The sequence below is a fragment of the Acetobacter lovaniensis genome (assembly GCF_014207635.1).
GTDB classification, from domain to species: domain Bacteria; phylum Pseudomonadota; class Alphaproteobacteria; order Acetobacterales; family Acetobacteraceae; genus Acetobacter; species Acetobacter lovaniensis.
Map to the genome: position 1 here is coordinate 70,471 of NZ_JACHIE010000007.1, position 19,462 is coordinate 89,932.

The window sequence follows — 19,462 nt, forward strand, 5'->3', positions numbered from 1 at the left end:
TGTTACAGTCCGCGCTCGCGTTTGATGATGTCCCATGCGGCATTGATTCTGGATATGCGGACCGAGGCAACCTGCACCTCCTCGGGGCTGGCGTTGCGCGCGGCCATGACATCCGGATGGTACTGCCGGACGAGTTTTTTCCAGTGCGCACGCAGTTCCTCGTTGGAGAGGGAGGCGCTCACCCCCATAGCGGTATAGGCGTCATCTTCCCCCATGGCCGCGCGGGCCCGGCCCTGTTCGGCCCGTTCCCACGCTCCGCGCCCCAGCCCGAACAGGGCATGCACACGTTTGAGAAAACGCAGCTCCTCCGGGGCAAGGGGTTCATCCGCCGCCAGATCGGCGCGGGCAATGGCGAACAGAATCCCCATCAGATCTTCCAGCGGGGGCTTGTCCGTGCCGTAAGCCTGCCCGAGTTCACGGGCAAAGGCTTCGTAATCGTCTGTTCTCTGGCGGGCCATGTCAAACAGGCGGCCAATGTCGCGCATGTTCTCGTCGGGCACACGGAAGCGGGTTTTGAAGGCGTTGATCTCCCGCCGGTTAACCGGGGCATCGCACTTGGCCAGTTTGGCGCACAGAATAACGCAGGTCAGCCCGTAAAGCTGGTCTTTTTTGCCCAGTGTGGCAGCCAGTTTGGCAGCGACAAAGGCTGCCGCGCCGTTGGGGTCGGGGCGCGCGCGGGCAGCCCATCGGTCGCTCCAGCCAACAGCGGGTGGTTGCAGCAATGTGCCGCTGTCCGCGGCATGGCCCAAAGCCGTGCCCAACGCCGCACCTAGTGGACCGCCAACGGCAAAGCCGGTTACGCCACCAAATATTTTGCCCCATATCGCCATAAGGGTCTTTTATCATGTTCTGGAGCGGAACCCTAGCCTGTGCCGGGTGGGTGCCAGAGCTTGGCAGCAATGTGCCAATATCGCATTGGCTGCAAACAGTACCAGAAAGGACAAGGCATGCGCACAAACACACCCTCTGAGCAGGCGCCTGCGCCGCTCGCCGTTGCCCTGATTGGCGCAGGGGCGGTCGGGCTTGTTGTGGCCGCAGCCTTTGCCCGCGCTGGGTGGGGGGTATGGATCTGTGGTGCGCGCAGCCCGTTTGCACACCTTCATGTGCAGGAGGCCGGGCAGGAGGCGGAATACCCGGTCCGGCATGCCCGCAGCCCGGCCGAGCTTGGCCCGTGCACAGTGGCCGTGGTGGCGGTCAAGGCGTATCAGACAGGTGATGTGGCGGAGTGGATTGCGGCATTCAACCGGCCGGATGCGCGTATTCTGGCTGTGCAGAATGGTCTGGAACACCGTGAGCGGATTGCTGCCTATGCGCCTGTGGCCGTGGCATTGCCTGTCATTGCCTATTTTAATGCACAGCGGTCGGCTCCGGGGTGTTCGGTCCTGCGCCGAATCGGCCCGGTGGATATGTGCCTTCCCGCGGATGCTCCTGTTCAGGACGTGGCAGCGGCTTTGCAGGCAGGCGGGTTACGGGTTGTGCTTGCCGCGGATATGGTGAGTGCGGTCTGGATCAAACTGCTGGCGAACAGTGCCGCCAACCCGCTGACTGCCCTGTGCGGCAGGCGTACGGGGGTTATGCGTGAGCCAGCCTGTGCGGCCAATGCCCGGCAGGTCATGGCCGAAGTGGTGCGGGTCGGGCAGGCCGAAGGGGCCGCCCTTACGGCGCAACATGTAGAGGAGGCCATGACATGGCTCCAGAGCGTGCCGCCAGAGAGTGCTACATCCATGTTGCAGGACCGGCAGGCAGGTCGCCCTCTGGAGTATGATGCCATAACCGGGGCTATTGTCCGCGCAGCAGACCGGCATGGTCTGGATGTACCGCTTAATCGCTTTGTTCTGGGCCTGCTATCGGCCATAAAACCCATGCAGCCTTCATAAGCATGGCCTCTACCGGCGGAGCATTGCCAACTTCGAATTCAGGCGAGAACTCTCATGCAACGTACTTACAAAGTTGTGGATGTTTTTACAAAAGTGCCGTTTGCGGGCAATCCGGTTGCCGTCGTGCTGGACGCGCAGGGGCTGGATACACAGGCCATGCAGGCCATTGCCAGTTGGACAAACCTGTCGGAAACCACGTTTCTGCTTCCCGCACAAAGCGATAAGGCAGATTATCAGCTGCGTATTTTTACCCCCCGGAACGAGCTGCCGTTTGCAGGCCACCCCACACTGGGCAGTGCGCACGCTGCACTGGAGGCAGGGCGCGTCGTGCCAAGGCAGGGGCAACTGGTGCAGGAATGCGGGGTTGGCCTTGTGACGCTGCACGTTAATGGCAGTGGGGAAGATCGCTTTCTGTCTTTTGCTTTGCCGCCCGCCCGGCACGTTACGCTGGATGAAGCCGATAGAGCGGAACTGGAAGCTATTCTGGGTGTGCCCGTGGATCACACGGCCCCACCGATGATGGTGGATGTCGGGCCGGTCTGGATTGTAGCGCGCGTGAGCCGTGTGGAACAGCTTCTGGCGCTTCGGCCGGATTTTGGGCGTTCGCAGGTTTTTGAGCAGCGTCTTGGCGCAACCGGGATCAGTGTTTTTGCAGCCCATGACCCTGACGGTGTGGATATTGAGGTGCGCTCCTTTGCTCCATCGCAGGGTGTGAACGAGGACCCGGTTTGTGGTAGCGGCAATGGCAGCGTGGCCGTGTTCCGCCATGTGCAGGGTCTTCTGCCGTCTGGGCAAGGGCAGTATCTGGCTACGCAGGGGGGCTGCGTTGGGCGCGCGGGCCGTATTTCTGTGCGCGTTGGCGCAGATGGTGCGGTGGACGTGGGCGGGCAGTGCGTGACCACCGTGGAAGGCCGTCTGGCTGGTTAGCCGTGCAGGGGGCTTCGCGCCTGTGTGCGGGCAATGCGTGGGTTAGAGCGGCTCTTTTAGGCTCTGGCTCTGTATGTGCTGTTGCAGCCATTCCACAGCATGGACCCGCAGGGCGGAGGCAAGGGACTGGTCGGGCACACGGGTTGCATCCACCTGTGTTACCAGTTGGACCAGCGTGACATTCTGGTGGGCAATCATGCGTTCCAGCACGGTCCAGAAGGCGGGCTCCAGCGCTACACTTGTGTCATGCCCGGCCAGTATCAGGCTGCGTTTGCGCAAATGTCTGCTCATGCTGTGGGGCTTTCAAGCTGTGTCATGGCCCAGTCTGCGGCATCGCGCACAACCGGGTCTGGGTCTGTGGTCAGGGCACGGACGTGGGGTAACAGGTGTGCCCTGCCGGAATTACCCATGGCAACCAGCACATTGCGGATAAAGCGGTTGCGCCCGATCCGCTTGATGGGGGAGCCTGAAAACAGGGCTCTGAACGCTGCATCGTCAAGCTGGCTGAGGGTGGCAAGGTCCGGGGCTATCAGGTCTGCTCTGGGCTGGAGTTTGATGGTGCTGGCCATTTTGGCAAACCTGTTCCACGGGCACACGGCCAGGCAGTCATCACATCCGTAAATATGGGTGCCCATCAGGGGGCGCAGGGGCAGGGGTATGGGGCCTGCGTGTTCTATGGTCAGGTAGGAAATGCACCGCCGTGCATCCATCTGGTACGGGGCGGGAAAAGCCTGTGTGGGGCAGGCGTTCAGGCAGCGGGTGCAACTGCCACATCCCCCGCCGGAGGGTGGGGAGGCTGGCAGGTCGAGCGTTGTGTAGATTTCGCCCAGAAACAGCCAGCTCCCGTGCTGGCGGGAGACAAGGTTGGTATGCTTGCCCTGCCACCCCAGCCCGGCCTTGTGCGCCAGAGGTTTTTCGGCCACGGGGGCGGTATCCACAAAGACCTTGACCTCCGGAGCGGCCGGATGGGCCTGCCTGCCCTCGCGCACGACAAACTGGGCCAGATGTTTGAGCATGCCCTTGAGCACATCATGGTAATCCCGGTGGCGGGCATAGACGGAAATATTGCCACAGTCGGGGTTTTGCAAGGTGGCCAGCGCATCGCCCTCCGGGGCGTAGGACAGGCCAAGGGCAATAACCGTGCGGGCTTCGGGCCATAGGGCCGTAGGCTGGCTGCGCTGCTCCGTACGGTCGGCCAGCCAGTCCATTTCGCCGTGGTATCCGTTTGCCAGAAAATCCTGCAGGCGCACACGCGCCTCCGGTCCCAGTGTGGCCGGGCAGAAGCCAATGGCGTCAAACCCCAGTTCCAGCGCCTTGTCCCGGATGCGCGCACTCAGGCGGCTGCCCGGATGCAGAGTGCTGGTCTGGGGGGCTGGGGCGGAAGGTGTGGCCTCTGTCATGCGTAAAGGGCTGGTTCGGAGAGGAAGGTCAGGGGGATGCGTGCTTTAGGGAATGGGCGGAATGTAGGGTTGTGGCATGTCATCTTCCGTCCAGTCCTGTGCTGCCCATTCGCTGCGTATGCGCGCGGCTGTGGCTTCCAGATTTTTGTCCATGATCGCCTCACGGATCTGGCGCATGAGCCGCTGGTAATAGGCAATATTATGCCATGTCAGCAGCATGGGGCCTAAAATTTCGTTCGCACGGAACAGGTGGTGCAGATAGGCGCGGCTGTGGCGCGTACAGGCCAGACAGTCACAATGGGGGGAAATGGGGCGGGCATCCGTGGCGTGGCGGGCATTGCGCAGGTTGAGTGTGCCCCGCTCGGTGTAAGCGCGCGCGGTGCGGCCTGCTCGGGTGGGCATAACGCAGTCAAACATGTCCACGCCGCGCTGCACGCTGCCGAGCAGGTCGTCTGGCGTGCCAACCCCCATAAGGTAGCGTGGCTTGTCCTGCGGCATAAGCGGGGTTGTGGTGTCCAGTGTTGCAAACATGAGCTCCTGCCCCTCGCCCACGGCAAGGCCACCAATGGCGTAGCCTTCAAACCCGATATCGGTCAGGGCTTTTACGCTTTCAGCGCGCAGGTCGCCTTCCGTGCCGCCTTGCACAATGCCAAACTGGCCATAGCCCGTACGCTGCACATAGGCCTCGCGCGAGCGGGCGGCCCAGCGCATGGACAGGCGCATGGATGCGGCAATAGCCTCGGGTGGGGCTGGCAGGGCCGGGCATTCATCAAAACACATGGTGATGGTGGCATCCAGATCATGCTGGATGCCGGTCGAACTTTCTGGTGTCAGTCGGTGTTCGGAACCATCAATATGCGAGCGGAAGGTGACGCCATCCTGGTCCAGCCGCCGCAGTGCTCCGAGCGACATGACCTGAAAGCCCCCCGAATCGGTCAGGATCGGGCCGGACCAGTCCATAAAGCGGTGCAGCCCCCCCAGTGCCCGCACCCGTGCCGCGCCGGGGCGGAGCATAAGGTGGTAGGTATTGCCCAGCACAATGCCCGCACCGGTGGAGCGCACGGCATCCATGGTCATGGCCTTGACCGTGCCCACCGTGCCTACGGGCATAAAGGTGGGGGTAGCCACGGGGCCGTGGGCTGTATGCAGCATGCCTGCGCGGGCTGCGCCATCGGTGCTTTCACACGTCCAGTGGAAACGGCTCATCGGGTGGTCCTTGCTGGGTGGAACGGAGGTAGGGGGTTAGCGGGCATGGATGCTGCTTGCGCATTCAAGCAGGCAGGCATCGCCGTAGGAATAAAAACGGTAGCCGGTGTTCAGCGCATGGGCATAAACCGCCTTTGCACGCTCCTGCCCCGCAAAGGCGCAGACCAGCATGAACAGGGTGGAGCGTGGCAGATGGAAGTTGGTCATCAGCACATCCACCGCCCGGAAGCGGTAGCCGGGACGGATGAAAATGGCCGTCTCCCCCGCAAAGGGGTGCACAATGCCGTGCTCGTCGGCCGCACTTTCCAAAACGCGCAGGGTGGTGGTGCCTATGGCAATAATGCGCCCCCCCGTAGCCCGTGTTGCGTTAATGCGCTCGGCAGTCTGGGGGGTGATGACCCCGTGTTCGGAATGCATGTGGTGGTGGGCAATATCATCCGCGCGCACGGGCAGGAATGTGCCTGCCCCTACGTGCAGCGTTAAGGTGCAGCGCTCGGCCCCTGTGGCGTCCACTGCGTCCAGCAGGTCTGGCGTAAAGTGCAGCCCGGCGGTGGGTGCTGCCACGGCCCCTTTGTAACGCTCGAAAATGGTGGCGTAGTCCTTGCTGTCCTGCGCCGTGGGGCCATTGGGGCGGTGGATGTAGGGCGGGAGTGCCAGCGCTCCTGCAGTTTGCAAAAACGTATCAAACGCATCGCCCTCGCATGAAAAGCGCAGGTTGGCCCCCCCGCCGGGTTCCAGAGCCACAACCTGCGCTGTCTGGTCCGAGTGGGCGAAGGTAAGCGTATCCCCCACCCTGAGCCTGCGGGCGTTACGCACCAGAACATGCCATGTGCCATCGGGACGGATCTGGTCGAGGGTAATGCCAATTCTGGCCTCCCCCCGCAGGGCGTGCAGTTGTGCCCGGATAACCGCGGTATTGTTGGCCACCAGCAGATCACCCCTGCGCAGCAGGGTGGGCAGGTCGCGCACATGGCGGTCAACCAGCGTGTGCGGGGTTGTTGCATCCAGCAGGCGTGCGGATTCACGCGGGCGGGCAGGCTCCTGCGCGATCAGGGATTCGGGGAGGTGGAAGTCAAAATCTTCGGTGCGGTTGCTCATGGTGTGCCGGGTTTACGCAATAGGGCAGCGCAATGCCAGAGGGAAAGGGAGGGCAGCCTCCACCCGGCAGGGGCTTGCGCTGATGGCTGCACAGGGCCAGATTCTACTCCACACCGCCAGAGCACTTCCACTCTGGCGCACAGGTATGATTTAAGGAGACGTTCCAGCATGTCCTATGCTCTGCTCGATGCCGCCCGCGTGGCCAAGGCTTCCGGTGTTTCGCTTGGTGTTCTTAAAACCAGTGCTGAAACATCCGAAGCACATGTCCGCAAGGTGATCATGATTGAACGGATTGAAGCGCTGGCCAGTGCGGCCGCCGACTCTGGCGAGCGCGTGACCCTGACATCCGAAGAGTTCTGGCTGATCAGCAAGAACTGGTAAGAGGGGCTTTGGGCATGGCATTTGTTCTGACAAGTCCGGCTTTTGCCAATGGGGATGTCCTCCCTCAGGCTCAGGTTTACAATGGTATGGGCCAGAGCGGGCAGAACCTCTCCCCCGCCTTGCAGTGGCATGGCGCGCCGCAGGGGACCAAAAGCTTTGTGATTACGGTTTATGACCCCGATGCCCCAACCGGTTCTGGCTGGTGGCACTGGGTTGTGGTGAATGTGCCCCCAACCGTAACATCTCTGCCTCAGGGAGCGGGTTCGGGCAAAGCTGGCCTGCCCGATGGAGCCGTGCAGGTCCGCACGGACTTTGGCGTACCCGGTTATGGCGGGGCCGCACCGCCAGCAGGGCGGGTGCACCGTTATGTGTTTACAGTTTATGCGCTGGACGTGCCCACGCTGGACGTAACAGCAGATGCAAGCCCTGCTCTGGTCGGGTTTATGGTGCACCACCACCAGTTGGCTTCGGCCAGCCTGACTGCCCTGTACGGTAGCAGCAAACATTAACCCCCTGTGTATGGCTGGCCCGCATGTTGCGGGCTGGCCAGTCAGGCGTTTGGTGGGGGGAGTTTTGCGGGTCTGCGGGGCGTGTGTACCGCCAGATCATGCAGGACATCCGCCTGCGAAACCAGCATCGCGCTGGAGGCAATGCTCCCTGCTGGCATGACCAGAATATCTGGTCCTTCGTTCAGGAACCGGATGGATAGCTCGTTCCACCGGGGCAGAATGAAGTGGCGCAGCATTTGCGCCAGCGCGCAGCGGTCCATGGCGGTATGGGCCATGCTGCGGGGTGTATAAACGGTGTTCAGGTAATCACTCATGAACGCCGCAATGGCTGGCAGGCGTTCGGGTTCGCCAAAATAGGCGGTGTCCGTGCCAATGCTCCATGGTGTGCCGCTGTGCTGGCGGCCATTCTGGTCGAACAGGGGCAGATCAAACCCGTAAGAGGCCGTGTTTTTGAGCGTGCGCAGCAATGTGGCCGTATTGGCGGGAAAATACCCGGCACAATCCCCCGTAAGCACAGGGCAGCGGAAGCGGGCCACAATGTCGGGCAGAATTAAGTAACGCAATGCGGGTTCAAGGGCTGTGTCCTGCTCGGCTGCGGGGCCATGGCCAAAGCTCAGGCGCAGGCTGGTGGCGTAGAGTTCCAGCCAGTCGGCAATGGTGCGTAAAAAAGCCAGCTGCTCGGCATTGGGGTTGGCAATGCCAATGCAAAGCTGCACAGGCCCGCAGGAACGATCCTGCCGGTATGCCTGAAGCAGGGACAGGATAAGACCGGGCAAATGGTGGAAGTGTGCACTGTCGCACGCAAAGACCAGACACAGGGCAGGGGGTACTTCCGCCCTGCCAAACTGCCACTCCCAGCGGGAAACACCCGTGCGGTCGGGTACGGCACGGCTGGCAAGCTGGCGGCATTCCTGCGCCCCCAGCCAGGAAAAAATCCCAGTATTGTCCGGCGCTGGCATGGCTCCTTCCTGCAAGGCCAGACGGCGGGCAATGGCATAGTGGGCATCGGCCTCGGCCATAAGCCCGGCCAGCCAGCTTGTGTGGCCCATGGCGGTTTCTGTCCACCAGCTCAGGCCGTTCAGGCGGGCTTCTGTTTCCAGCAGGCGCAGGTCCTTGGTGGTGTTGAGCCGCTGGTAGGCGTTTTCGAACAGCATGGCGTAGATCTGGCGGATGTCCGGGCCATTGCTGGCGGCCAGCCGCATGGGCACCAGCAGGGTGTCAAACCGCTCGTCAAAACCGGGCAGGTCGTGCTCGTACAGCATGTCGGGGATCAGGAGCAGCGCATCCTCGCCTTGTCGCAGGCGTGTCAGGAGTGCGGGGAGTGTGTCCGAAAAATCATGTCTGGGGTAGCGCTCACGCAGCGCAAGGGCCAGCAGGTCTGCCGCGCGCTCATGGTCGTGCAGGCGCAGGGCTATAAGGGCCTGCAACCACACCAGATCGGCGATCTGGGCAAAAGACTGCGCATAGGCTGCAAATTGCGCGCCCAGTTCCCCCTGCCCGAACTGGCAGCAGAGCTGGGCCAGACCAATACATGGAGCAATGGCCGAAGGGGTAATGCTGAGTTTAAGCACCTGTTCGTGCACGTCATCCACCGTGGCCCAGGGGCTGAGTGCGTGGCGGAAGGCCCCGATCTCCAGCAGGTCGGTCACGTTTTCGATCAGGTTTTCCAAAGCGCGGGACGGGCATACCCGCAGCGCAACCCGCCGGGGGGCCGCATGGGTCCACAGGGTGAGTGTGTCGGCCCGGATTTCGGCCTGTAGCTGCTCCACGGGCCATGTGTGCGGGCCAAGCCGCAGTTCATGGCCGGTGCAGGTGGGTTGCCCCACAAAGGTCTGGCCATCATGCCAGGTGCTGCGCAGCAGGGTGCGGAGCAGGTCAGCACTTTCGGGGGAGATGAGCAGAAAATGCTCCCATGTGGCGCACAGGGGAACAACATCAAACTGGGTAGGGCTTCGGCTGGAAAGATACGCATTGCCAGCTCTGAGTGCGACCAGAGGGCGCGTGTGGGCCGCCGTACCCAGTGGCTGGGCGCGCACAAAGGCTCCGCCGGGGGTAAGCGTGTTGTGCTGCATGTCCAGCGCAACAGGGGCGGTTGTGCGGCTTGTGCCCATTGTGGGGCAGAGCGGGTGCAGGCGCTGGCCGGTAAAGCCAACCAGAGCGCCATGAAAGGAGAGAAGATAAAACGCCATGCCTACCCCGTTGCTCCTAGTGGCCTGCCCGGCACCACACATGTTAAACGCTTGTCGGGAACAGTGCGCCTGTTCAGGCCACCGCATCAAGCAGGGCGGGCAGGTAGTGTTCGAGTTTAACGCGTACGGGCATAAGGTAGGCCGATCCCTTGTCCTGCCCAAGTTCGCGTAGGACAGTCTGGGCAAAGGCTATGTTGGATTCAAGCGTTGTGGAAAAATCCTTCGGGAACACAATGTGGTTTGTGGTTTCCCAGTATGAGCGTGAACGCGGGCCAATAACGGGGGACAGACCCCAGAACACGTTTTCGCCCTGCAACCATTCGCGGCACAGGTCGAACAGTTTGTAGTCAAAGACCGGCTGGGTGAAAAAACCGCAGGCTCCAGCTTCCTTTTTGCGGGCTACGTCCTCCAGCTCCTTCCACGGCGCGCGGCGGTAGGGGTCGAACGCGGCATAAACATTCAGGTGCGGCGCTTCCTTACGGTAGCGGCGGATAATGCTTTCCGTGCTGTTGGGGTATGTGCGCATGGACAGGTCGGCCGGAGGGTCCCCGTGCACGACCAGAATTTCCTCCAGCCCGTCCTGCCCGGCTCCGGGCAGGGGGGCGTGGGGGGCAATGTCTATGGCGCGGATATGCGGAATAACACGGGGGAAGACCGGGCGCAGAAGGGCTGCGGCATCCCAGCTGCGCAGGGGAAAGCGCATGAGGTCGGGCACATTGAGCGTATCCGCCGCGGGAAAAACCGTCTGAACAGTTTTTACGTCCTGCTCCAGAGAGTCTGCGGAGCGGGGGATCAGTTCAACGCACAGGCGGTTCAGGCTCATTCGGTTTTTCCCTCGATCTGCATCTGGGCCGCGGTGAGTGTGTTTTTGAGCAGGCAGGCAATGGTCATGGGGCCAACGCCCCCCGGCACGGGTGTAATGCGCCCGGCAATCTTTACGGCCTCGTCAAATGCCACGTCCCCCACAAGGCGGCTTTTACCACTTGCAGTCTGGGTGCGGGTAATGCCCACGTCAATCACCGTGGCACCGGGTTTGATCCAGTCGCCCCGCACCAGCTCGCGGCAGCCGGTTGCCACAACCAGAATATCCGCCTCGCGGGCAAGGGCTGCGGTATCGCGCGTGTGAATATGGGCGATGGTGACCGTGCAGCCTTCTGCCAGCAGCAGCAGCGCCATGGGTTTGCCCACAAGGTTGGATGCGCCAATAACCACGGCGTGCTGGCCCTTCATGTCCCCCAGCTGGTCGCGCAGCAGCATCAGGCAGCCCAGCGGGGTGCAGGGCACAATGCCGGGCAGGTTTACGGCCAGACGGCCAGCATTGACCTCGCCCAGACCATCCACATCCTTTTCAGGCAGAATGGCGTTGGTAATGCGGCGTGCATCCAGCCCGTTGGGCAGGGGGAGCTGCACCAGAATGCCATGAATTTCCGGGTCGTTGTTCAGCCGCCCGATCAGGGTCAGCAGTTCGGTCTCGGACGTGGTTTCGGGCAACATGTGCATAAAGGAGCGCATGCCGGCATGATGTGTCTGGATCGCCTTGTTTTTAACGTACACCTCGCTCGCCGGGTCGTTGCCAACCAGAATAACAGCCAGTCCGGGGGTTACGCCGTGCTGGTCATGGAAGGCCAGAACATCCTCACGGATCTGCTGGCGCACGGTTGCGGCAAACGCCTTGCCATCAATCAGGCTGGCCTGATGTTCGGGGGGGAGGGTGTGGGATGTGCTGCTCATCAGTTCTGTGCCGGTCCGGTCGCGTAAACAGGTGGGAAAAGGGTCAGGCGGGCATACGCAAAAAAACACCTGCCGACAATGTTTGCAACCCTTGCCCGCCCGCTTTGCCAAGGGGCCGGGAAGGGCCTGAGTACTAGGGGTTCTGAGGCGGGAGGTCCTGCCTGTAGGGGGTTAACGTGCTCAGGGCCTGTGCTTCGGCCAGTATGGCGGGGCGTTCGGCCTGCAAAAAACGGTCCACCGCATTGCGCAGGCCGGGGCTTTGCAGCCAGTGGGCGGAGTGGGTGAGGGTTGGCTCGTAGCCACGCTGGATTTTGTGCTCTCCCTGCGCGCCTGCCTCCACCCGTTGCAGGCCGTGGGTAATGGCAAAATCTATGGCGCGGTAATAGCAGAGTTCAAAATGCAGGAAGGGCCAGTTGCCTTCGCACCCCCAGTTGCGGCCATAGAGCGTATGGGTACCCATCAGGTTCAGGGCCGCGGCCACGGGGGTTGAGCCGTTGCGCGCCAGCATAAGCACGACCCGCTCGCCCAGCCGTTGCGCCATAAGCGGGAAGAACTCGGCACTCAGGTAAGCGCTGCCCCATTTGCGGTCGATCGTATTGCGGTAGAACTGGTAAAACGCCTGCCAGTCCGCCTGCGTTATGCTGGCTCCTTGCAGGGTTTCAAACGTTAGTCCTGCGGCGTTGGCATCCCGTCGTTCGCGTTTGATGCTCTTGCGCTTGCGGGCGGAGAGAGTGGCCAGAAAATCGTCAAACGTTGCATAGCCCCTGTTGTGCCAGTGGTATTGCAGGCCAAGGCGGGGCAGCCAGCCCTGCTGGTGCAGGGCCGTACTTTCTGCTTCGGTGCAGAAGGTCACATGGGCGGAGGACAGGCCCGTATCCGTACAGATCTGGCGCAGGGCATCAGCCATAACGGCGGTGGTCTGCGGTGGGGCATTGGGGTGGAGGAGCACGCGGGGGCCGGGTACGGGGGTAAAGGGGATGGCAATCTGGAGCTTGGGGTAGTAGCGGCCCCCCGCGGCTTCAAACGCACGGGCCCAGCCCTGATCAAAGACGTATTCGCCCCATGAATGGCCTTTAAGGTAGGCGGGGCAGACAGCGGCCAGTTGCCCATCGGGGCTATGCAGGCGCACATGCCGTGGCACCCACCCGCTTTGTTGGCCGGTGGAGCCGCTGTCTTCCAGTGCGCTTAAAAACGCATGACTGACAAAAGGGTTATCCGGCCCTGCGCATTGCGCCCATTCCGCAGCGGGAATGTCGTGAATGCTGTTGTGCAGGGTAACGGACCAGTCAGCCATGAGTTTTTTTCCGCTTGGTCAGGCGATCTCGAACAGGCCTTCCACTTCCACCGGGGCATCCAGCGGCAGGGAGGGTACGCCAACGGTGGAGCGGGCGTGGCGTCCGGCATCCCCAAAGACGGCTACAGCCAGATCAGACGCCCCGTTCATGACGGAAGCATGGGCCGTAAAATCTGGCGTGCAGGCAATAAAGCCGCCCAGACGTACCACGCGCTTGACGCGGGAGAGGTCACCCACTGCCGCTTTAACCTGCGCGATCACGTTGATCATGCTGTAACGCGCGGCTTCCACCGCTGTTTCCACACTCACGGCGTCCCCCAGCTTGCCGGTGGCGAACAGCTTGCCATTGTGCAACGGCAACTGGCCTGAAACCACAAGGAGCGAGCCTGTCTGCACACAGGCGACGTAATTGGCCACGGGGGCTGCGGGTGTGGGCAGGTCAATACCCAGTTCGGCCAGACGGGATTGGGGGGTGCTCATGGCGTTGTGTTCCGTTCCTTGTAAAAAAACCGGGACCTAGCAGACCAGACGCAGGTTGCGCCGTGGGCGTGTGGGTTGCGTATCATCTCCATCCGGCAGGTCCAGCGGGAGCAGCGGGTCCGGTTCGGACGTGCTGTCCTGATGGGGGCCGTCGGGCAGGCGTCTGTCCAGATAGGTGTCGGACAGGGCTCTGAAGGCATAGTCCAGCATGGAAGTGGCGTAGGAGGCAACCGGGTCGCCCTCTACCGTGCCAGCCGGACCAAAGCAGGAATAGGCAAAGTTTTCCACATAGGCTTCCAGCGGCGCGCCGTATTGCAGGCCAATGCTTACGGCATCCCCAAAGCTTTCCATCAGCCCGCGCACCATACCACTTTCCCGCGTGGGGGTCAGGGACAACTCACCCAGTGTGCCGTCTTCATACTCCCCTGTGCGCATGAACAGGCGGTGCCCGCCAATGGTGGTTTTTTGTGTAAAACCGCCATGCCGTGCGGGCAGAATCCGCCGCATGCCCCGTTCGAGCCGGAGTTTGACAGGGGTGGGCAGGGTTTCGGGGCGGGCGGGCATGCGGTCCGCAAAGCCGGTAAGCGCGCGGTACATGGCCAGATGCGCCTTGGGGCCGGGCTGGGGCAGCACAGTCTCGCCCGCAAGGGCTGCGGCCAGCGCGGTTTCCACTGTAAAGCCACGTGCATCCAGCCGTTGCCGGGTGCTGTTGGCCAGCCGTCCATCAGGCCGGAGCATGGAAAAAACAGGGGCCAGACCGCACGCTTCCACCCCAAGCAGCCCATCTATGGGGTTGGGGGTGGAAAACCCTGTTTCGATCGGGGCCAGAGGGGCATCGGTTTCCACCGCAGCTTCGTTCCAGACCGCGCGCAGGGTCTCGCCCAGTCCGGGCAGCACGGTGCGTACGGGCGGCAGGGGCAGGGACTCCGGGCCACGGCCCGCATGGGCGGTCAGCGTGGCCAGTGCGGTAATGGCACAGGCGGCGGCGCGGCCATCTTCGCTGTCATAATCCAGACCAACACCGGCAAGGCAGGCATCCATGTTGGTCAGCAGGATGTCCCCCGCTGTTGCGGCCTGCATGGGGGGGGCATCTGTGCCAGCGGAGGGGGTAGGCACAAACAGGTCGGGCAGCAGCAGGTCGCCATTGCGCTGGTCGGCCATGTTGCGTGCCGTCTGGCGCAGTACCGCGCAGATCAGCTTGAGTGCGGCAACAAAGGTGCGTGCGGCAAACCCTTCCCCGGGGGAGACAAAGGCCGCCAGATTGACCACAAAGCCCGCAGGGCGGTCGAACGCGCAGTGCCACACGGCTTCCACCGGGGCGGCCTGGCGCGTTAGCAGCAGCCATACCAGCGAGCGGGCAGAGGCCTCGTCCAGCGCAAGGGCCGTAATCCAGCGTGACGCAAGAGTAGGCAGGTCAAGCGGGCCGTCGCCCGGCATAAGCTGGGCGAGTGCGGACGCGGCATCCACATCCCACTCTGCGGGCAGCGTTACGGAGCGGAGCGGTGCGTCCGGGTCTGCTGCGGCGTCCAGTGTGCTCATCAGCACACCGTTCCAATGGCGTCTGGCTGTTGTCATGAGTGGCATGTTACTGCTGCGCATACACGCCGCGTAACCCGACAAAACACGTCTGGCACGCCGTTATCACCCTGCAAAGTGAGGATATGGGGGATAACTTTTGTCTCTTCCCGCTCGCGCGCGGTTGATCGGAGACTTTGCGATAAAACATGGACCGCGGGGGGCGCGGAGTCCTATCATCACTTCCATGGCAAATTTCGGAACATGGCTGCATACGCGCCGGAAGGGTCGGCTGTTTGGCAAGGATGCCGATGGCCGCTGTTATTACGAATCCACCGGCCCGGCCCGCAAGGGTGGGGGCACGGAGCGCCCTGAGCGCTGGGTCATCTACCTGAAAGGGGAGGATGCCTCCGCCGTGCCGCCGGAATGGTGGGGCTGGCTGCACCATACGCTTGACGCCCCGATTGCCGAGGCGGAGCGCAAGCCCTGGCAACTGCCCCATCAGGCCAACATGACGGGTACCGCACAGGCCTATCACCCGCAGGGCAGCCTGTACGCAACGGGCCAGCACCCGCCCGCAACCGGTGATTATGAGGCGTGGACACCCGAGGGTGTTCCCAAGGCGTGATTTACGGCACATTCCCTGCTAGAGTGGTTTGTCTTATCAGGGAGTGTACGTAGTTCATGGCATCGGCAATGGCGGAAAGATCACGGCGCAGTCTGGCGGAGCTTCTGACTGGCGCAGCCGTGCTGGTGGCTCTGGCAGGGATGCTGGCCGCAGCGGTGGTCGGCGAAGGCCGCAAGACAGATACGGTGGGCTACCAGCTTGGGGCCGACTTCTCGCATGTGGACGGGTTGAGTGTTGGTTCGGATGTGCGGCTGGCCGGGGTAACGATTGGCACCGTGCAGAGCGAGAGCGTAAACCCGCAGACCTTCAGGGCGCATGTGGTTTTTACTGTCCGCCCGGATATTCATCTCTCGGCTGATACGGCGGCGATCATTACCAGCGACAGCCTGCTTGGTGGCAAATATATTGCCCTTTCCCCCGGTGGGGATGACAAAACCCTGCCCGCAGGTGGCACCATCAGCCAGACACAGGGTTCGATCAGTCTGGAACAGCTCCTGAGCAAATTCATTTTCTCTGTGACGGATACGCTGACCCGCGCCAACAAGAGTGCCGTAGCCGGGCAGAATGAGGGCAATGGCGCAAATCTGCCCTGAAACAGACATAAAAACGGTTTAGCAAGACGAACATGATTGAGGCGGACACAATGACGGCGCTGCGCATATGGCCGCAAGAAGACGGGCAACCCGTTACGTGCCAGGAAAAACTGCGCATGCTGGAAGAAAACTGGCAGGAAGTACAGCAGGTTCTGGCCGACGCGTTTGAGGATGCGGTGCTCATGGGGGTCAGTGAGCGGGTTATGCGTGAACGTCTGGCAGAGCTTGTTACCTCTCTTTCCTCTCCCAAGGTGGTGGGAGCATGATGTTGCTCCTCCGGGGGCGGTGTGCCCATATGCTGGCAGCAGGTCTGTCTGGGCTGGCTGGTTATGGCGGTGTGGCCTGTGCCACAGGTACGCCACTTGCTCCCCCAGCCGTTTACCCGGCTGGTACATGGCAGGGTAAGGGTACAGCCGTTGTGCGCGTTCTGGATCGGCTGGACGCCCATGTAGAGGTCCTGTCCGTGCCGGTTGGGAGCGAGGCGATACATTACAAAAATCTGGATATTCTGGCCCGCCGCTGCCTTCAGCGCCCGCCAACCCGGGCGCCCGATGCCGCCGCATGGCTGGAAATACAGGACACACATCCCGGAGGGGCCTCTTTTAAAGGCTGGATGCTGGCGGCCGAACCGGGGATCGGGGTGCTGGAAAGTTCGGTGTATGATGTGCGGATGGTCAAATGTGCAGGGGATGACATGGCGCCGTTCCTTCCCGCCCTGCCCAAGCCCGTCGTCCCTTCACCTTTGCCAGAGGCGGCTCCGGTTGATGGCGGCGCAGGCACGGGCCAGAATACGCAGACCCTGCCTGCCCAGCCAGTTCCGCCGGGTCTCGTAGCACCTCCTGTAGCACCCCCTGTCGCTCCGCGTCCGGCCACGCCGAATAACGCCAATCCGTTCCAGCCGGATAGTGATGGAGCATATTAAGGCGGCGGACAAAAACCATTTTCATTGCGTAGCGCAACACACGGCATGCGGGTTTTGCCCAGCGCTGCGAACAGACAATAAAGAGGTGCGTTGTGTTTGGTTCCTCCTTTGCGCAGGATAGCCGTTTTAAAATTCCCCCATTGAGCCAGACCGCTTTTTTGCTGGATTTTGATGGCACACTGGTGGACATAGCCCCAACGCCCGAAGCCGTGGTGGTCCCCCCCGATCTGCTGGAAACCTTAAGCCGCCTGCGTGCGGCCTGTGGGGATGCGCTGGCAGTTATTTCTGGCCGCCCGATTGATCAGATCGACCAGTTTCTGGGCGATGTTCCGTTTGCGGTTGCGGGTGAGCATGGTGTGACCATCCGCCACCGCCCCGGTGGTCCTGTTGAACGCGCTGTACTGCCAAGCATGCCGCAGCGCTGGCTTGTGCAGGCCTCTGACCTGCTGGCGACCCTGCCGGGCACACGGCTGGAGCATAAGCAGGGTGGCTTTGTGCTGCATTACCGCGCAGCGCCCGAAAAAGCCGAAGTATTGCGCCAGACAGCCGAGCGCTGGGTCAGGGAATCTGATGGAGCCTTTACGCTTCAACCCGCAAAAATGGCATGGGAAATCCGCCCGACCGGGGTGGATAAAGGCTATGCTGTCTCGCTGCTGATGGAAACTGCACCCTTTGCCGGGCGTAAACCTGTTTTTGTGGGGGACGACGTAACGGATGAGGACGGTATGGCCGCAGTTCACCGTATGGGCGGGACCTTCTTCCGTATTCCTGCGGATTTTCCAACACCGGCGGTGCTCAGGGCCTGGCTGGCGTCCCTTGTCGCGGGACGGGGGTGAGGCATGCAGAGGCTGGTCATTGTTTCCAACAGGGTACCAGCAGTACGTGACCGCAAACAGCCAGCAGGTGGTCTGGCTGTGGCACTCAGGGCTGCTGTTCAGGACCATCCCTGCCTGTGGTTTGGGTGGTCCGGCCAGCAGATAGGCGGAGATGGTGCGGACAGGGCACTCGGTGTGGATACGGTGGGTCACGTAACCTATGCCACCATAGGGTTGACCCATAAGGAATATAACGGGTTTTATCAGGGATATTCCAACGCTGTCCTGTGGCCTTTGTGCCATTACCGGGCCGGGTTTATGAACTATAACCGGCATGACCAGCAGGTTTATGCCAGCGTGAACACCCTGTTCGCCACCAGACTGGCCCCCATGCTTAAACCCGACGATATGGTCTGGGTGCATGATTACCACCTGTTCCCGCTCGGCAAGGCCCTGCGTGATTTAAAAGTCAAAGCGCGGATCGGTTTTTTTCTGCATATTCCTTTCCCGCCGTGGAGCCTGATGCGTGCCCTGCCGGAAGCCCCGGCCCTGATGCGCGACTTACGGGCTTATGATGTGATTGGCGTGCAGACCGAGGATGATGCACGGAATATGAATGAGGCTTTCGCGGTTCTGGGGATTCCCGCCAGAGCCCGCGTTTTTCCCATAGGTATTGATCCGGACAGTTTTTTCGCCTGTGCGTGCGAAGGACAGAATCTGCCACAGGTGCAGCGCCTGCGTCAGGACCTGCGCGGCCTGCCGCTGATTATTGGCGTGGACCGCATGGATTACTCCAAAGGCCTGCTGGAGCGGCTGCGCGGGTATGATACGTTCCTCAAGCGCTATCCTGAATACAGGGGCAAAGTCACGTATCTGCAGATCACACCGGTTTCACGCGGGAGCGTGCCTGAATACCAGAGCCTGCGAGCCGAACTGGACCAGATTGTGGGGCATATTAACGGCACCTATGGCGCGTTCGACTGGACCCCCGTGCGCTACCTGACCCACCCGCTCCCGCGGGAACTGCTGGCGGCTTTTTTCCAGCTTTCCAGTGCCGCACTTGTCACCCCCCTGCGCGACGGGATGAACCTTGTAGCCAAGGAATATGTGGCTGCCCAAGTCCCGGAAAATCCCGGCACGCTCATTTTGTCCCGTTTTGCCGGGGCCGCGGCGGATATGGAGGATGCCCTGCTGGTCAACCCGCATGATTCGGATGAAATTGCGGCTGCCCTGCACAAGGCGTTAAGTCTATCCGGTTCCGAGCGGCGGGTGCGCTGGGAGCGTCTGCGGGCGGAAGTATGGCGGGTGACGGCGGCAGGCTGGGCGCGGTCGTTTATTGCGGCGATGTCAGAGGTAAGAACGACATGAAAAAAAACATGCGGCTGAGCACGGTTGCGTTTTTTGTGATTCTGGCTGGTTTTGCCGCACTTGGCGTTGCCTGGTGGACGCAGCACAGGCTTGGAATCATGCCGTGTGAGCTATGTCTGTGGGAACGCTGGCCCTGGCGGGTGCTGATTGTGCTGGGGGTTGTGGCCCCGTTGCTGCCAACCCGCATGGGGCGTGGTACCTTGTGGTTATGTGTGCCAGTCCTGCTTGTGGCGGAAGGTCTTGCAATCTGCCATGCGGGAGTTGAGTGGAAGTGGTGGCCAAGTCCATTCCCCGCCTGCCATGCAGCTCATGTTGTGGGGCATACACTGGCTGAGCGCTGGGCTTCCATGCCACTGGTGCCATCCAAACCGTGCGATGCCCCTACATATCTGATCCCCGGCCTGCCTGTTTCCATGGCGGTCATGGGGGCTGTGTTTGCACTGCTTGTGCTCGCCGGGTTGTGTGTGGGCATGGGGCGGATTAAAAAAAGCAACTGGATTTAAGGTTTTTTTTCGAATATTTTCCGCAT

The 19,462-nt window shown here is 61.8% G+C and carries 22 protein-coding genes; 11 read left to right on the top strand and 11 right to left on the bottom strand.

Annotation, left to right across the window (positions count from 1 at the left end; translation table 11 throughout):
* Nucleotides 1–2: 2 nt before the first annotated feature.
* Nucleotides 3–830, bottom strand: a complete 828-nt coding sequence (locus tag HNR55_RS09265) for a TerB family tellurite resistance protein (RefSeq protein WP_166114568.1) — start codon at nt 828–830, stop codon at nt 3–5.
* Nucleotides 831–947: 117 nt separating this feature from the next.
* Here HNR55_RS09265 and HNR55_RS09270 point away from each other — a divergent pair, with 117 nt between their 5' ends.
* On the top strand, nt 948–1,877 hold the full coding sequence (locus tag HNR55_RS09270; protein ID WP_166114564.1) for a ketopantoate reductase family protein: 930 nt from the start codon (nt 948–950) through the stop codon (nt 1,875–1,877).
* 54 nt (nt 1,878–1,931) lie between these two features.
* Nucleotides 1,932–2,804 carry a PhzF family phenazine biosynthesis protein gene (locus HNR55_RS09275; RefSeq protein WP_166114561.1) on the top strand — a complete coding sequence of 291 codons (873 nt, stop codon included), beginning with the start codon at nt 1,932–1,934 and terminating at the stop codon, nt 2,802–2,804.
* Between the two features lie 42 nt (nt 2,805–2,846).
* Here HNR55_RS09275 and HNR55_RS09280 read toward each other — a convergent pair whose 3' ends face one another.
* The 4 genes from HNR55_RS09280 to queA are packed head-to-tail and all read right to left on the bottom strand — an operon-like array spanning nt 2,847 to nt 6,508.
* A complete protein-coding gene (locus tag HNR55_RS09280) occupies nt 2,847–3,095 on the bottom strand; it encodes a ribbon-helix-helix domain-containing protein (protein ID WP_166114558.1) in 249 nt (82 codons plus the stop codon).
* Nucleotides 3,092–4,204, bottom strand: coding sequence for a tRNA epoxyqueuosine(34) reductase QueG (gene queG / locus HNR55_RS09285; protein ID WP_166114555.1), 1,113 nt, complete (start codon nt 4,202–4,204; stop codon nt 3,092–3,094). The genes HNR55_RS09280 and queG overlap by 4 nt, the downstream gene beginning before the upstream one ends.
* 45 nt (nt 4,205–4,249) lie before the next feature.
* Nucleotides 4,250–5,410 (bottom strand): tRNA guanosine(34) transglycosylase Tgt, encoded by a 1,161-nt coding sequence (gene tgt / locus HNR55_RS09290; RefSeq protein ID WP_166114552.1) that lies wholly within the window; start codon nt 5,408–5,410, stop codon nt 4,250–4,252.
* A gap of 36 nt (nt 5,411–5,446) precedes the next feature.
* Nucleotides 5,447–6,508 (bottom strand): tRNA preQ1(34) S-adenosylmethionine ribosyltransferase-isomerase QueA, encoded by a 1,062-nt coding sequence (queA, locus tag HNR55_RS09295; protein WP_166114549.1) that lies wholly within the window; start codon nt 6,506–6,508, stop codon nt 5,447–5,449.
* 168 nt (nt 6,509–6,676) lie between these two features.
* Between queA and HNR55_RS09300 the strand changes: the two genes are divergently transcribed.
* Complete coding sequence (locus HNR55_RS09300) at nt 6,677–6,889, top strand: hypothetical protein (protein WP_166114546.1); 213 nt, start codon at nt 6,677–6,679, stop codon at nt 6,887–6,889.
* A 14-nt stretch (nt 6,890–6,903) separates the two neighbouring features.
* On the top strand, nt 6,904–7,398 hold the full coding sequence (locus HNR55_RS09305; RefSeq protein WP_166114543.1) for a kinase inhibitor: 495 nt from the start codon (nt 6,904–6,906) through the stop codon (nt 7,396–7,398).
* A gap of 41 nt (nt 7,399–7,439) precedes the next feature.
* Here HNR55_RS09305 and HNR55_RS09310 read toward each other — a convergent pair whose 3' ends face one another.
* From HNR55_RS09310 to HNR55_RS09335, 6 genes are all read right to left on the bottom strand, one after another.
* Complete coding sequence (locus HNR55_RS09310) at nt 7,440–9,587, bottom strand: hypothetical protein (protein WP_166114540.1); 2,148 nt, start codon at nt 9,585–9,587, stop codon at nt 7,440–7,442.
* 73 nt (nt 9,588–9,660) lie between these two features.
* Nucleotides 9,661–10,410, bottom strand: a complete 750-nt coding sequence (locus tag HNR55_RS09315) for a methylenetetrahydrofolate reductase (RefSeq protein WP_166114537.1) — start codon at nt 10,408–10,410, stop codon at nt 9,661–9,663.
* A complete protein-coding gene (gene folD / locus HNR55_RS09320; protein ID WP_166114534.1) occupies nt 10,407–11,318 on the bottom strand; it encodes a bifunctional methylenetetrahydrofolate dehydrogenase/methenyltetrahydrofolate cyclohydrolase FolD in 912 nt (303 codons plus the stop codon). Before folD ends, HNR55_RS09315 begins: the two co-directional genes overlap by 4 nt.
* A gap of 133 nt (nt 11,319–11,451) precedes the next feature.
* Nucleotides 11,452–12,612 (bottom strand): GNAT family N-acetyltransferase, encoded by a 1,161-nt coding sequence (locus HNR55_RS09325; protein WP_166114530.1) that lies wholly within the window; start codon nt 12,610–12,612, stop codon nt 11,452–11,454.
* Nucleotides 12,613–12,630: 18 nt separating this feature from the next.
* Nucleotides 12,631–13,092: a RidA family protein gene (locus HNR55_RS09330; RefSeq protein ID WP_086646354.1), complete on the bottom strand. Its 462-nt coding sequence runs from the start codon at nt 13,090–13,092 to the stop codon at nt 12,631–12,633.
* Between the two features lie 36 nt (nt 13,093–13,128).
* The gene (locus tag HNR55_RS09335) at nt 13,129–14,676 is read right to left on the bottom strand and encodes a TSCPD domain-containing protein (RefSeq protein WP_166114781.1); all 1,548 of its coding nucleotides are present in this window, start codon (nt 14,674–14,676) and stop codon (nt 13,129–13,131) included.
* 178 nt (nt 14,677–14,854) lie between these two features.
* On the opposite strand from HNR55_RS09335, the gene HNR55_RS09340 reads away from it, so the two are divergent.
* The 7 genes from HNR55_RS09340 (at nt 14,855) to HNR55_RS09370 (ending at nt 19,436) form a co-directional block, all read left to right on the top strand.
* Nucleotides 14,855–15,235, top strand: coding sequence for an NADH:ubiquinone oxidoreductase subunit NDUFA12 (locus HNR55_RS09340; protein ID WP_166114527.1), 381 nt, complete (start codon nt 14,855–14,857; stop codon nt 15,233–15,235).
* A gap of 56 nt (nt 15,236–15,291) precedes the next feature.
* Nucleotides 15,292–15,828, top strand: a complete 537-nt coding sequence (gene mlaD, locus HNR55_RS09345; RefSeq protein WP_166114524.1) for an outer membrane lipid asymmetry maintenance protein MlaD — start codon at nt 15,292–15,294, stop codon at nt 15,826–15,828.
* Nucleotides 15,829–15,860: 32 nt separating this feature from the next.
* Nucleotides 15,861–16,094 (top strand): hypothetical protein, encoded by a 234-nt coding sequence (locus HNR55_RS09350; RefSeq protein WP_373318110.1) that lies wholly within the window; start codon nt 15,861–15,863, stop codon nt 16,092–16,094.
* The gene (locus tag HNR55_RS09355) at nt 16,091–16,750 is read left to right on the top strand and encodes a DUF2155 domain-containing protein (protein WP_242005533.1); all 660 of its coding nucleotides are present in this window, start codon (nt 16,091–16,093) and stop codon (nt 16,748–16,750) included. The genes HNR55_RS09350 and HNR55_RS09355 overlap by 4 nt, the downstream gene beginning before the upstream one ends.
* 92 nt (nt 16,751–16,842) lie before the next feature.
* Nucleotides 16,843–17,586 carry a trehalose-phosphatase gene (gene otsB, locus HNR55_RS09360; RefSeq protein ID WP_166114521.1) on the top strand — a complete coding sequence of 248 codons (744 nt, stop codon included), beginning with the start codon at nt 16,843–16,845 and terminating at the stop codon, nt 17,584–17,586.
* A 3-nt stretch (nt 17,587–17,589) separates the two neighbouring features.
* Entirely contained in the window at nt 17,590–18,933 is a 1,344-nt protein-coding gene (locus HNR55_RS09365) for an alpha,alpha-trehalose-phosphate synthase (UDP-forming) (protein WP_166114518.1), read from the top strand.
* Nucleotides 18,930–19,436 carry a disulfide bond formation protein B gene (locus HNR55_RS09370; RefSeq protein WP_184382658.1) on the top strand — a complete coding sequence of 169 codons (507 nt, stop codon included), beginning with the start codon at nt 18,930–18,932 and terminating at the stop codon, nt 19,434–19,436. The genes HNR55_RS09365 and HNR55_RS09370 overlap by 4 nt, the downstream gene beginning before the upstream one ends.
* The last annotated feature ends 26 nt before the right edge of the window (nt 19,437–19,462 follow it).

What these genes read in the sequence shown, in the direction of transcription:
- HNR55_RS09310 (WP_166114540.1), bottom strand. Translation starts at nt 9,587, where the DNA reads ATGGCGTTTTATCTTCTCTCCTTTCATGGCGCTCTGGTTGGCTTTACC.
- HNR55_RS09265 (WP_166114568.1), bottom strand. Translation starts at nt 830, where the DNA reads ATGGCGATATGGGGCAAAATATTTGGTGGCGTAACCGGCTTTGCCGTT.
- folD (WP_166114534.1), bottom strand. Translation starts at nt 11,318, where the DNA reads ATGAGCAGCACATCCCACACCCTCCCCCCCGAACATCAGGCCAGCCTG.
- queG (WP_166114555.1), bottom strand. Translation starts at nt 4,204, where the DNA reads ATGACAGAGGCCACACCTTCCGCCCCAGCCCCCCAGACCAGCACTCTG.
- HNR55_RS09325 (WP_166114530.1), bottom strand. Translation starts at nt 12,612, where the DNA reads ATGGCTGACTGGTCCGTTACCCTGCACAACAGCATTCACGACATTCCC.
- HNR55_RS09365 (WP_166114518.1), top strand. Translation starts at nt 17,590, where the DNA reads ATGCAGAGGCTGGTCATTGTTTCCAACAGGGTACCAGCAGTACGTGAC.
- HNR55_RS09370 (WP_184382658.1), top strand. Translation starts at nt 18,930, where the DNA reads ATGAAAAAAAACATGCGGCTGAGCACGGTTGCGTTTTTTGTGATTCTG.
- HNR55_RS09335 (WP_166114781.1), bottom strand. Translation starts at nt 14,676, where the DNA reads ATGCCACTCATGACAACAGCCAGACGCCATTGGAACGGTGTGCTGATG.
- HNR55_RS09350 (WP_373318110.1), top strand. Translation starts at nt 15,861, where the DNA reads ATGATTGAGGCGGACACAATGACGGCGCTGCGCATATGGCCGCAAGAA.
- HNR55_RS09300 (WP_166114546.1), top strand. Translation starts at nt 6,677, where the DNA reads ATGTCCTATGCTCTGCTCGATGCCGCCCGCGTGGCCAAGGCTTCCGGT.
- HNR55_RS09275 (WP_166114561.1), top strand. Translation starts at nt 1,932, where the DNA reads ATGCAACGTACTTACAAAGTTGTGGATGTTTTTACAAAAGTGCCGTTT.
- HNR55_RS09270 (WP_166114564.1), top strand. Translation starts at nt 948, where the DNA reads ATGCGCACAAACACACCCTCTGAGCAGGCGCCTGCGCCGCTCGCCGTT.
- mlaD (WP_166114524.1), top strand. Translation starts at nt 15,292, where the DNA reads ATGGCATCGGCAATGGCGGAAAGATCACGGCGCAGTCTGGCGGAGCTT.
- HNR55_RS09355 (WP_242005533.1), top strand. Translation starts at nt 16,091, where the DNA reads ATGATGTTGCTCCTCCGGGGGCGGTGTGCCCATATGCTGGCAGCAGGT.
- tgt (WP_166114552.1), bottom strand. Translation starts at nt 5,410, where the DNA reads ATGAGCCGTTTCCACTGGACGTGTGAAAGCACCGATGGCGCAGCCCGC.
- HNR55_RS09330 (WP_086646354.1), bottom strand. Translation starts at nt 13,092, where the DNA reads ATGAGCACCCCCCAATCCCGTCTGGCCGAACTGGGTATTGACCTGCCC.
- HNR55_RS09340 (WP_166114527.1), top strand. Translation starts at nt 14,855, where the DNA reads ATGGCAAATTTCGGAACATGGCTGCATACGCGCCGGAAGGGTCGGCTG.
- HNR55_RS09315 (WP_166114537.1), bottom strand. Translation starts at nt 10,410, where the DNA reads ATGAGCCTGAACCGCCTGTGCGTTGAACTGATCCCCCGCTCCGCAGAC.
- queA (WP_166114549.1), bottom strand. Translation starts at nt 6,508, where the DNA reads ATGAGCAACCGCACCGAAGATTTTGACTTCCACCTCCCCGAATCCCTG.
- HNR55_RS09305 (WP_166114543.1), top strand. Translation starts at nt 6,904, where the DNA reads ATGGCATTTGTTCTGACAAGTCCGGCTTTTGCCAATGGGGATGTCCTC.
- HNR55_RS09280 (WP_166114558.1), bottom strand. Translation starts at nt 3,095, where the DNA reads ATGAGCAGACATTTGCGCAAACGCAGCCTGATACTGGCCGGGCATGAC.